This window comes from Martinezella miluonensis, from assembly GCF_900094545.1.
GTDB classification, from domain to species: domain Bacteria; phylum Pseudomonadota; class Alphaproteobacteria; order Rhizobiales; family Rhizobiaceae; genus Rhizobium; species Rhizobium miluonense.
In genome coordinates, this window is sequence record NZ_FMAH01000042.1 from 44,617 (window position 1) to 56,034 (window position 11,418).

General features: G+C 59.4%; 9 protein-coding genes and 1 pseudogene. 2 read left to right on the forward strand and 8 right to left on the reverse strand.

Translation table 11 applies throughout. From position 1 onward, the window contains the following. Nucleotides 1-6: 6 nt before the first annotated feature. The 7 genes from GA0061102_RS26090 to GA0061102_RS26120 form a co-directional block, all read right to left on the reverse strand. Entirely contained in the window at nt 7-1,974 is a 1,968-nt protein-coding gene (locus GA0061102_RS26090) for a hydantoinase B/oxoprolinase family protein (protein ID WP_092854605.1), read from the reverse strand. Between the two features lie 2 nt (nt 1,975-1,976). Next, a complete protein-coding gene (locus GA0061102_RS26095; protein ID WP_092854607.1) occupies nt 1,977-4,019 on the reverse strand; it encodes a hydantoinase/oxoprolinase family protein in 2,043 nt (680 codons plus the stop codon). 100 nt (nt 4,020-4,119) lie between these two features. After that, nucleotides 4,120-4,554, reverse strand: a complete 435-nt coding sequence (locus GA0061102_RS26100; RefSeq protein ID WP_092854621.1) for a GNAT family N-acetyltransferase — start codon at nt 4,552-4,554, stop codon at nt 4,120-4,122. A 17-nt stretch (nt 4,555-4,571) separates the two neighbouring features. Beyond that, nucleotides 4,572-4,925 (reverse strand): cupin domain-containing protein, encoded by a 354-nt coding sequence (locus GA0061102_RS26105; protein WP_092854609.1) that lies wholly within the window; start codon nt 4,923-4,925, stop codon nt 4,572-4,574. 24 nt (nt 4,926-4,949) lie between these two features. After that, on the reverse strand, nt 4,950-5,873 hold the full coding sequence (locus tag GA0061102_RS26110; RefSeq protein ID WP_092854611.1) for a 2-hydroxyacid dehydrogenase: 924 nt from the start codon (nt 5,871-5,873) through the stop codon (nt 4,950-4,952). A gap of 30 nt (nt 5,874-5,903) precedes the next feature. After that, the gene (gene argE / locus GA0061102_RS26115; RefSeq protein WP_092854623.1) at nt 5,904-7,031 is read right to left on the reverse strand and encodes an acetylornithine deacetylase; all 1,128 of its coding nucleotides are present in this window, start codon (nt 7,029-7,031) and stop codon (nt 5,904-5,906) included. 8 nt (nt 7,032-7,039) lie between these two features. Then, a complete protein-coding gene (locus GA0061102_RS26120; RefSeq protein WP_092854613.1) occupies nt 7,040-8,368 on the reverse strand; it encodes an NAD(P)/FAD-dependent oxidoreductase in 1,329 nt (442 codons plus the stop codon). A 262-nt stretch (nt 8,369-8,630) separates the two neighbouring features. Here GA0061102_RS26120 and GA0061102_RS26125 point away from each other — a divergent pair, with 262 nt between their 5' ends. Together GA0061102_RS26125 and GA0061102_RS26130 are read left to right on the forward strand one after the other, a co-directional pair. Further along, entirely contained in the window at nt 8,631-9,488 is an 858-nt protein-coding gene (locus tag GA0061102_RS26125) for a GNAT family N-acetyltransferase (RefSeq protein WP_092854625.1), read from the forward strand. A gap of 747 nt (nt 9,489-10,235) precedes the next feature. Then, nucleotides 10,236-11,113, forward strand: a pseudogene (locus tag GA0061102_RS26130) (IS5 family transposase). On the opposite strand, the gene GA0061102_RS26135 reads toward GA0061102_RS26130, so the two are convergent. Continuing rightward, on the reverse strand, nt 11,110-11,418 hold a 309-nt coding region (locus GA0061102_RS26135), incomplete at its 5' end, for an integrase core domain-containing protein (RefSeq protein WP_139115033.1). The pseudogene GA0061102_RS26130 and the gene GA0061102_RS26135 overlap by 4 nt on opposite strands.

An 11,418-nucleotide genomic window follows, 5' to 3' on the forward strand; every position in this document is an offset into this window, starting at 1 on the left:
CGGGTTTTAGAAAGCGTAGCGGATTCGCATCTGCGCAAACAGCCCCTCCATTTGTTCGGCGACGGGGCGCAGGTCGCCCCGCATGACCTCGACTTGCTCGAATGCGCGGTGTTTGAGGAAAAAGCGCCAGCCCACCGGAGCCTTTGCCAGGAACTCAGTGAGAAGATCATAGCGTTCGCGTGTCCACGTGGATTCAAAGGCTATGCGTTCTGCACCATAGGTGATGATGCCGGTCGGAGCTTGGGCGTTTCTCGTTCGGAGTTCGTTAGTCGCCTTCTCTTCGATCCGACCTTTGCGGATCACGACGCCGTAATCGAACTGCGCCCGCTCAATGCTGACGGCGCCTTTGCTTACGTCCGCGAGCACTTCTTCCAAGGGGCGGTCAAAGGGATCGCCATAGCCGCCAGCGCCGGGACCAATGATCCGAATGATGTCGCCGGGGCCGCAATGGACCACATCCGTATTTCCAAGCGAGAGGGCATCCGGACGGTCGGGATTGCGCACGAACAGCGAAATTGCGCCGGCCTTTGCTCCCACTACCCCCCAGGACGGCATGATCGAGCGGTTTCGGTTGCGCGCCGTCACCACTGTCTCGGGAGACGAAACCTCGAACTCCATGATGGCCGACAGTCCGCCGCGATGGCGGCCAGGGCCTCCTGTGTCTGGCTGGAGCCCATAGCGATGGAAGCGAATGGGAACCTCGGCCTCGCTGATTTCGATCGGGGTATTGCGCAAGAAGCCGGTGGCGCCCCCGGCGCCGTCGCCGCCGTCGCAAAAGGGCGTTCCGCCACCGCCGCCGCCGACCGGGCCGATGGAGGCCATGACGGGTCTGCCGTTTCGGCCGGTGGTTTTGATGTTCATGATGGCATTGCCACCCGGCGAGGCAGCCGGCATCAAGTCGGGAAGTGCCTGAGCGAAGGCACCGAGCGTGACGATCTGGGTCATGGCACATGTGAGCGAGCGCATGCCGACTGCGGCCGGCCGATTGCAGTTGACCACCGTGCCTTCCGGCAAGACCGCTTTCGTCGGGCGCAGTGTGCCGGCATTCAGAAGTAGGTTATTGTCCAGTGTATAAAGCACATAGGTGAGCCCGACCATGACAAGCGGATGGCGTTCGCGGCCACCGGTCGGCATGTTCAGCGAGGAGCCGAGCTGCGGATCGCTGCCGGTATAGTCGAGGATCACCTCGTCGCCGCGCACCTTGAGGGTGAGCGCAATCCGGCAGGGTTTGCCGCCGACGGAGTCCTCGTCGGCATAGTCGGCAAAGAAATAGTCACCGTCCGGCACACCAGCAATGATTTGCCTGGTCTGTGCCTCAGCAAGGTTGAGTATCTGCCCGACCCCTTCAATGAAAGTGTCGAAGCCGAAACGGCGTATGATGTCGTGCATCTTGCGTTCGCCGATATTGACGGAGGCGATCTGCGCGTGAAGATCGCCGAGGTTCTGTTCCGGCATGCGGACATTGGCGCCGATCAGCGCTAGCATTACCGGATTTACCGTTCCAGCTTCGACAAGCTTAACCGGCGGGATCCGCAATCCTTCCTGTTCGATTTCCGACAGCGACCGCGACAGGGAAGCCGGCACCGCGCCGCCGACATCCGTGTTGTGGATATGGCCGACGACAAAGCAAGCGATCTTGCCTTCGAAGAAGACCGGCTTCCAGATATGGATGTCGGGCGAGTGTGTTGCGACGAAGCCGCTATAGGGGTCGTTGGTGATGCAGATATCGTTCTCGGCATAGCTGTCGAATGCCTGTAGTAGCGGTGCATAATCGATGCCGGAATACCACGGTGCGCCGAATTGGCGCGGATTGGCAAATGCTAGCCCTTCTCGGGTCACCACCTGGCAAGAGAAGTCCTCCGTCTCTTTGACGAAGGCCGAATGGGCGGTGCGCATCAGCGTGAACGCCATGGCGTCGGCTGCGGCTGCGCAGAAGTTGGCGAGGACCTTGATGTTGCGTCTGTCTATCGTCACGATCAGGACTCCGACTTGGTGATGACGAGATTGCCGAAGCGATCGACCACAAGCTCAAAGCCGGGAGGAACGACTGTTGTCGTGTCGTCCTGCGCGATGATCGCCGGACCTGTCAGCTTGTCGCCGGCCCCGAAATCCTGGCGTTGATAGACGCCGGTCAGCCAGGAGCGACCATTAAACCAGCCTTCGACTTGTTTCAGAGGCAGAAGCGGGCGTCCGGTGGCGAGCATTTCCCGCAACACAGGCTTTTGCGTTTTGCCGACGATCACGAGGCGAAGGTTGACGAGTTGCACGGAGCCATCCGTGTCGGCATGGCCGTAAAGCCTCTCGTGCTCCCGGTGGAACGCCGCCGCAACGGTTCGTGCATCGCCGATGCGCAGCCAATCGGCTTCGATGTCAGTCTCGATCTCGAAGGACTGTCCCTCATACCGCATATCCGCCGTCAGTCGCATGATACCGGGACGATTGTATCCTTGTGCGGCGAGCCAAGTCCGAGCATTGGTTTCGAGTTCGTCGAGTACCGGTGCGAGTGCGGCGAGTTGGTCGTCGGTGACGCCGCAATACACGGTCCGGATGAAATCGTTCTTCAAGTCGGCGACGAGGCCTCCAAGTGCCGACACGACGCCGGGTGCAAGCGGCACGATGACACCCCTCATGTCGAGTTCCTTGGCCAGGAAACAGGCCAACATCGCGCCTGCACCGCCGAAGGCGAAGAGATGGAACTCGCGCGGATCGATGGCGTAGCGGGAAAGCAGAGCGCTGACTTCGGCATACATGCCGGAAACGGAAATATCGATGATGTTGCCAGCCAAAGTCTCGACATGTGTTTCGAGCTTACGCGCAATCGGCGCCAGCGCTTGCCTGGCAGCTGCATGATCCACCGTCACCGCGCCATAGCCGAGCGGCATGTGGCCGATGAGATTGGCTGCGGCCATTGCATCGGTAATCGTCGGGCTCTTACCGCCTCGGCCATAACAGGCAGGGCCGGGCGTCGAACCGGCACTTTGCGGGCCGACATGCAATGTCCCGAGCGTATCGAGCCACGCAAGGGAGCCGCCGCCCTGACCGACGGAACTGACAGAGACCGATGGGATATGAATCTGGAAATCGCCGATCAGTTCGCCGCTCCCATATTGTGCCTGTCCGTCGATGATGACGGCGACATCCGCGCTGGTGCCACCGATATCGAGGCTCAGGATGCGATCGAAACCGCTGGCATGAGCGAGGTAGCTCGCTCCGATAACGCCAGACGCAGTCCCTGAAAGGATCATTTGTACGCATTCCGCCCGTGCCTGATCGATGCTCATCAGGCCGCCATTGCTCTTGGTGGTGGTCAGAGGGCCGGTGACGCCCTTTCCGCGCAGGACGGCTTCGAACCTATCAAGATAATGCGAGACCCGCGGCTGCACATAGCCGCTAATGACGGCTGTGATGGTCCGTTCGTATTCGCGGATCACCGGCCAGGTCTCAGCCGAAGAGATGACGTTCAAATGTGGCGCGGTACGCTTGATCATTGCCTTCACGGTTTTTTCGTTGGCCGGATTGCGGTAGGCGTGCAGAAAGGCGAGCACAATGCCGTTGCAGCCCGCCGCGACGACCGCTTCAACGGCGCGCGCGACATCGGCTTCGTCGGGCGCACGCAAGACCTCCCCGGTCGCAAGCATCCGCTCTTTGATGCCAAAGACGCGCTCACGCGGCACGAGCGGCCGTGGCCGCGCCGAATATAGGTTGTGGATCTGAGGGATTTTTAGCCGGGCGACTTCCAGTACGTCCTCAAAGTTCTGCGTGGTGAACAGTGCGATGTCGTCACCATTGCGCTGGATGACCGTATTGATGCCGACCGTGGTGCCGTGGGTGAAATAGGCGATATCGGCCGGGTCCATGCCATCTCGGGCCTGAAGCCTGTCGAGGGCGAGGAGAATTTCCTCGCCGGGCGCGTCCGGTCGAGAAAAGACCTTGAGCGTGGATAGCGCATTCGTTGCTTCATCGAAGACGGCAAAGTCCGTGAACGAACCGCCGACATCTACGCCAACCCGATAGGTCATGCTTCCACTCCGTTGTTTGCGAGGGGAAGCTTCGCAAACCGGTACGAAGGGCACCACAGAAAACTCGAGGGGAATCCATAACCAGGAGTTATGGGTGATCTCAGAGCTTAGGCACCGTCATATAGTTGCCCGGCCGAGGTGCGGGCCGGTATCCAGCCTTTTCATAGACCGCATGCGCATCCTGCGTCGCCAGCATCCAGCTTTCCACGGTCGCAAGTTCAGGATGATTGCGTATTTCCTGGGCAAGCCATGACGCAAGCCCTTGACCGCGATGGTCGGGAAGGATGAAAACATCGCGGAGATAGGCGAATATCGCATAATCGGTGACGAGGCGGCCGAAACCCACCATCGCTCCGCCGGCAGCATACATGCCGATCACCAGTGAATGATCGAGCGCGCGCCGAAGCGTCGAGAGCTTCAGATCCTTTGCCCAATAGGAGTCGTTGGCGAGAAAGCCATGCACGATACCGATATCGATCAATGCAGGATCCGTACTCAAGATATAACCGTTCCGATGGGCGACGTGGATAGACATGCGGCCGCCTCCAGCCATTATCCTACCGTTACGTAGATCTTGCGAACAGTCTCGATCGTTTTCCATCGGCCCACGAACCCCGGTTTCATCACAAAGCTGTCGCCAGCCTTGTAGACCACAGGTTCACCGCCGTCAGGGGTGATTTCGACGATACCGGACAGGATGTGGCAGAATTCGAAGGTCTCGCCTTTGATCGACCGGGTCTCGCCGGGCGTAGCCTCCCAGATGCCGGTGCGCACTGCACCGTCCTTCGCCTCGTCCTGTGCCCAGGTCCTGAATGATGGATCGCCGGCAATCAGTCTTTCTGGCAAGGCTTTGGATTCACGCGGGGCCGAACCGGGGTTGGTCATAACGGTCTTGAGGAGAGACATGTTGATCCTTTCATTGCAGTGGGTTCAATATCCGCGCCGCCGATCGACGAGCCCGATGGGGGCAAGGCCGGCGCGATGACGTTTGATGTTGTCGATCACCGTATGCGCCGCTGTGCCGGGCTGCGTCACGCTGGCGATATGCGGGGTAAGCATTATTCTCGGATGTCTCCACAAAGGGTGATCAGGGGGCAGGGGCTCCGGGTCGGTAACGTCAATCACTGCTGCTGTGAGATGACCGGTATCAAGCGCTTCGATCAGGGCCGGCGCATCGAGCTGTTGGCCACGGCCGGCATGCACGAGCATCGCACCTGCAGGAAGGGTGCCAAGCAATCTGGCATCCAGGAAGCCCATGGTCTCTTGGGTCAAAGGCAGCAGGCAAATGAGAATGTCCGTCGTCGCTACCATGGTCTTGAGGCCAGCCTCGCCTTGATAGCACTCGACACCTTCGATTGTTCGGGCGGATCTGCTCCAACCCGCAAGCGGAAAGCCGAAGGGCTTCAGCCGCTCGAGCACCGCCGTTCCCAATACACCCAATCCCAGAACACCGATCCGTCTTTCATGCGCCTGACGTTGAGGCAGGCCGCGCCATTCTCCGGCGCGTTGCTGGGCAAGATAGGAGAGAAGGTCGCGATGCAGCGCAAGCACGGCAAGCGTCACATATTCCTGCATCATCTTGACGATGCCATCCTCGACCATGCGGACGATCTTCACATGATCGGGCACGAGCTCCGTCTTGAACTGGTCGACGCCGGCCCCGATTGAAAACAGGATTTCCAGATTGCGATAACGGGCAAGATCCTCCGGTACCGTCCATGTGATCAGAAAATGCACCTCATCGGGATCGACGCTCGCCGCATCCATGGAGAAGACTAGATCCGGCAGTTCGTCGGCAAAGGCCCGGGCAAAAATCGCACCGCGCTTGGCGTCTGAATTGAAGAGAAATGTCATGACAATCGCTTTCTCATGGTGATCGCTCCGTTATGCTCGTGCACATCGCATGGCCAAGGCCAGGATTGTTCGGCGGCACTCGTCGAGCTCATCCTCCAGAATATATTCGTCGGGCTTGTGTGCGCGATCTATGTCGCCAGGCCCGCAGATGATTGCATCGATCCCGGCCGCCTGATAGAGGCCGGCCTCGGTCCCGTAGCTGACTGCTGCAAGCGATGGCCTGCCGGTGATCTCCTCCAGCAAGGTTGCGAGCAGTGCCTCCTTTGCAAGCGACAGCGCAGGATAGACGCTGAGCGGGGTCCACTCCACGGAGAAGCCCTGTTGCGTCAGTATCTCGGCGCTACGCCGAACGGGGGCGAGCAGTTCCTCGGGCTTCGCATTGGCAATGCCGCGTGCCTCAAGCTCGAGCCGACAATTGTCGGGAACGATATTCAGCGCCAGTCCGCCGGAAATGATCCCGACCTGAAGCGTCGAATAAGGGGGCTCGAATACGAGGTCGAATGGGCCACGCGTCAGTTTCTGGGCTTCGTCGACCGCGGTGTTGAGCACTTTCGACATGGCATGAATGGCATTGAGCGCGATATCTGGCCGAGAGGAATGGCCCGCGCGTCCACCGATCGTGACGCGAGCCGCTGCCTTGCCCTTGTGCGCACGCACGGCCTGCATGCGACTTGGCTCGCCGATGATAGCGCCTAGCGGATGAGCACAAAGCTCCTTCAAGCGCGCTAGCAGATGCGGCACGCCACGGCATCCGGCCTCCTCATCATAAGAGAATGCCAGATGAATAGGTCGGCTAAGATTTGCCCTGGCAAGTTCCGGCGCAGCAGCGAGCGCAGCGGCAAGAAACCCTTTCATATCGGTCGTTCCACGCCCGTAAAGCCGGCCGGTCTCCCTTCTGAGCGTGAAAGGCTCCGAGCTCCAGTTTGGCTGTGCGGCGGGGACGACATCCATGTGTCCGGACAGGACATAGCCAGCGACATCCCGGGGACCGATCGTGGCGAAGAGGTTGGATCGGTCGCCTTCGGGTCCAGGAAGCACGGTGACGTGGATGTCGAGGCCTTCCAGATATGTCCTGATCCAATCAACGATCGCTGCATTCGGCGTACCGACGACGCTTTGAAAGGCAACAAGGCGAGCAAGGATTTCAACAGTGTCCACGATGTCCCTCACAGCATGCCAGGCTTGCCGAGATCGGAGCCGTCGACCATGCGTTCGTAGCGATAGGGCGCGGGATCGACGCAAGGCCTGTCGCCGCGAATGAGATCGGCAGCAAGCTGGCCCGCGGCTGGGCCTATGCCAAACCCATGGCCGCTGAAGCCGGAAGCGATGAACAGCCCGGGCCTGGAGCGGACCGGCGCTATCACGGGAATGGCATCGGGTGTCGAGTCCACCATGCCGCCCCAGCTTTGTGCTGCCTTGATGCCGGTGAGCGCAGGATAGATCTCCTGAAGTTTGGCCAGTCCTTTCCTCACCAGATGCAGATCTGGTGCCGGATCGAGTGTGCGTATGCGCTCGAACGGCGAGATGCCGTCGGCACGCCAGCGTGTCAGTGCCTCGGGGCCATCGATGAACTGGCGTCCGATCGCGTAGGTCAGGCCTTTTCGACGGGCTTTGAATGTTCGCCAGAAGGCTTTGGCCTGCAGGAGGCCCCAAGGCGTCACCTGCAATTGGCCCCGGCCGCTTAAGCCCACGGTGTAACCGCCATCGAGGCGACGCCGGATCGTCACATCCTGCATGGACACTCCGCCTTCGGTGACAGCCTCGGCGGCTTCGGTATAGAAGGATGTCGATTTCACCGATGCCTGAAGAAATTTTATGCCGTGATGGCGAAGCAGCATGCCGCTCCATGCGCCGCCGGCCACCAGCAGCGCCTGGCAGCGGATCAGTCCCTGTTCCGTTACCACGCCGCAAATGGAACCGCCGCTCGTCTCGAAGGCGCGGACGGCGCAATTCTGCACGATGGTTGCTCCGGCGGCCATTGCAGCTTTTGCGAGTGCGGCAACCGCAAGGGCCGGCTCCGCCCGACCGTCCTTCGGAGAATGGACGCCTCCGAGCCAGTGCCGGCTGTTGCCGGGCAGCTTCGCCTTGACCTCGGCGCTTGAGAGCATGCGTGTGTCCACACCGTGTTCGCGAGCAGTCCTGCCCCAGTTTTCCCAGGTCGCGATGTCCGCAGCGCTGTTGGAGGCATAGACTAGGCCCGTTTCACGAAAGCCGGTTTCCTCTCCGATCTCCTGGTTGATATCCCTCCAGACACGAAGGGCAAGCTGTGCGAGCGGCAACTCGCGGGGATCGCGGTTCTGCTGCCGGCACCAGCCCCAGTTTCGGCAGGATTGTTCGCCGGAGATGATGCCCTTTTCGACAACGGCGACTGAAGTACCACGGCGTGCCAAATAGAGTGCGGCCGCGATGCCTGCCATGCCAGCACCAACGATAACGACATCCGCAGATTGGGGGATCTGGCTGGCGGTAGCGACTTTCCGCACGGGTGGAGACATTGTTCGATCTCGTCGGTAGATATGGCAATTTGCACATACTTCGCCCAAGAGGATCGCCGTCTATATTCGTGATTGCATGCCGAATGTCGGAGTGTTTCAGTCAATTGTTGTGTTGGCATGGGCAATTCGAGCAAATTGTACCGACCCGCATCGCCTATCCTTGTTTGCGGGGAGCGCCTCAATTTGGCGCGTGGCTATGGGTGGCAATCTTTGAGGTGATCCAGTGAAGGTATCAGACAGTTTGCGGGTCGATGCTTTCTCGATGCATATCGGCGACATTAAAGACGTGGAGCTCGACCAGTTGCACGCGCTGTCGATCTCGGTCCAGTGGCCGCATCGAGCCGAGGACTGGGAGTTCTTGCGACAGACGGGCAGTGGGATCGTCGCACTCGATGAGATCGGGCGCGTAATGGGATCTGCCATGTGGTTTCCGCATGGAGACGGGTTTGCCACCGTTGGCATGGTGATTACTTCGCCACGCCTGCAGACCAATGGCACCGGCCAATGGCTGATGAACCAGATTCTCGATGCGGTTGCCGGTCGCCATCTTAGCCTCAGCGCAACGCGGGCGTCGCGTCGCTTGTATCTTTCGCTAGATTTCAAGCCGGAGAAAACGGTCTACCAATGCCAGGGGGAGGCAAGGATCGCAAAGGGTTTTGCTTCGCTGCCTTTGAAGGGCGCGGTACGGCAGCTTGTTGCCGACGATCTTGCGGCGATCTCCCAGCTCGACGCCGTTGCATTCGGTGTCGATCGGTCGGAACTGATCGGGCGTCTCGATGAGCAGTCGATCGGCTATGGCCTGTTTCATGGCCAGGATTTGCATGCTTTTTCTCTATGCCGGCCGTTTGGACGCGGCCATGTCGTCGGACCGGTCGTTGCGTCGAATGATGCCGACGCAATTGCAGTCGTCTCTCCGCATGTGGTCCGCAATACCGGCCAATTTCTTCGTCTCGATACGCATGTGGGCGCAGGTGATTTTGCGTCTTACCTCGTGCAATCTGGAATGATCGTCGACGATACCGTCCTGACCATGTCGCTTGGAAAACATCCCCCCAATAGAAACAGGGCAGCAACTGAGACAACGACCACATATGCACTTGCCAGTCAGACGCTTGGTTGACGTCTAACTGCTGTTGCCGTTGCGGTGTCTTTTGTAGCGGGAGCCGTTATGTACGATGTTGCGATGGGCCTTCCCGCTGATGCTCATCTTGTTACCGAAATCTAGAAGATAGAACACTGGAAGTTGATCGCCTGCGGTCGCCCAAGGTTTATCTCGCTGCGAAAGTTAAGTCTCTCGATAGGATCCCGGAGGCTTGCCGTCTTTGCCTACTGCAACGGCAGTTACAAACAGCTTGTCTTTGTCCTTTCGATCTGACTGTAGACGATGTTGACACGGCTTGCGACGGCGAGGTTCGGCATATTCTCTTGAACGTTTCTCCCGTGGAGAAAAGGGAAGACGGTTCTATTGCGAACATGCGGTCTAATCGCCGCGGGATGAAAGTTCAGTGGCAGGTCAACACCACAACATGCTCCGTAAGATGATCGCCTGGGTGAATTGCTGCGACCCTCTAAGCGGTTCGCGCCATTTCCTCAGTTCTACGGCGGTGTCGAAATCTTCCTCGAAACTCCGGACCAGCCCCTACGACATCAAGCCGATGCCGGAGGTCTGAACGGTTCGCCGAGAACCCTGGCTTCCTCCCGTTGCTGGGTTGCCTCGCTTGCTAAAAAGCTCCCGCAGGCTTGGGCTTGGGCATGTCAAAGGCACTTCTGGCGCGATCGGCCAGTCTTAGAGCCTGACCGAAAAAGAGTTGAGTGAAATCAATCGTTTGTGATTCTGTTTGTTTGCTTAGGACGAACGGAGACCACAATGGGCTGGACTGATTTCACCCGTGGGCAATATGCCCGACGTGCAAGGCGGTATGCAGGCGATCTGACGGACCGGGAATGGGGGTTAATTTCATCTTGCCTGCCCGGCCCGAGGCGGTTGGGCAGGCCGCGCAGCACCGATCTTCGCGAGGTCGTGAATGCGTTGCTTTACATTGCCACGACGGGGTGCCAGTGGCGGATGCTGCCGAAGGATTTTCCGCCCTTTACGACGGTTCAGGCTTACTTCTACGAATGGCGAGCCATTGGATTATGGGGCCGGATCAGCCACCGGCTTGTGATGGAAACGCGCGAGCTGGAAGGCAGACAGGCCTCCCCATCTGCTGGGGTGATCGACAGCCAGAGCGTTAAAACCACCGAAAGCGGAGGAGTTGCCGGCTATGACGCCGGTAAGACGCGACAAACTGCGTTTGCGCTGACATCAAGGGTCGCAAGCGGCACATCGTCGTTGACACGCTCGGATTGATGGTTGGGCTCGTGGTTCACAGTGCCGATATCCAGGATCGCGACGGCGCACCTGCCGTTCTCAAAACCATTCTCAAGCGCTGGCCCTGGCTGAGGCACATCTTCGCCGATGGCGGCTATGCCGGACCAAAACTGAGGGGCGCATTGCAGAAGGTCGCGGCGTTCACGCTTCAGATCGTCAAACGGACCGATAAGGCCAAGGGTTTCGAAGTCCTACCGCGCCGCTGGGTCGTGGAGCGCACCTTCGCATGGCTTGGCAGATGCCGACGTTTGGCAAAGGATTGGGAGAAATCGATCGCATCAGCCGAAGCCTGGATCGTCATCGCCCACATCCGAATACTGACCCGACGCTGGAGTGAACCCCTGGGGCTGGACCAGCGATGCGCGTCAAACTAAGCCGCCTGCTGGGCGAGTTGGGTTTCAAATTCTGCTGGCGATCGATAGCCAAGGGCTGAGTGCAACCGCCTGGCATTGTAGATCTCCTCGATGAACCTGGGCAAGCGGTCAGCCACGTCCGCGAAGGTCTCGTAGCCAGCGGGGTAGATATCTTCCACTTTCAAGGTCTTCATGAAGCTCTCTGCCTGCGCATTATGATAAGGGTTGCCGACGGCGCTCATGGAACCCTGTAGACCAGCGGCATCGAGCGCCCGTCGATAGGTCTCACTTGCGTATTGGCATCCGCGATCCGTGTGGTGAATGCA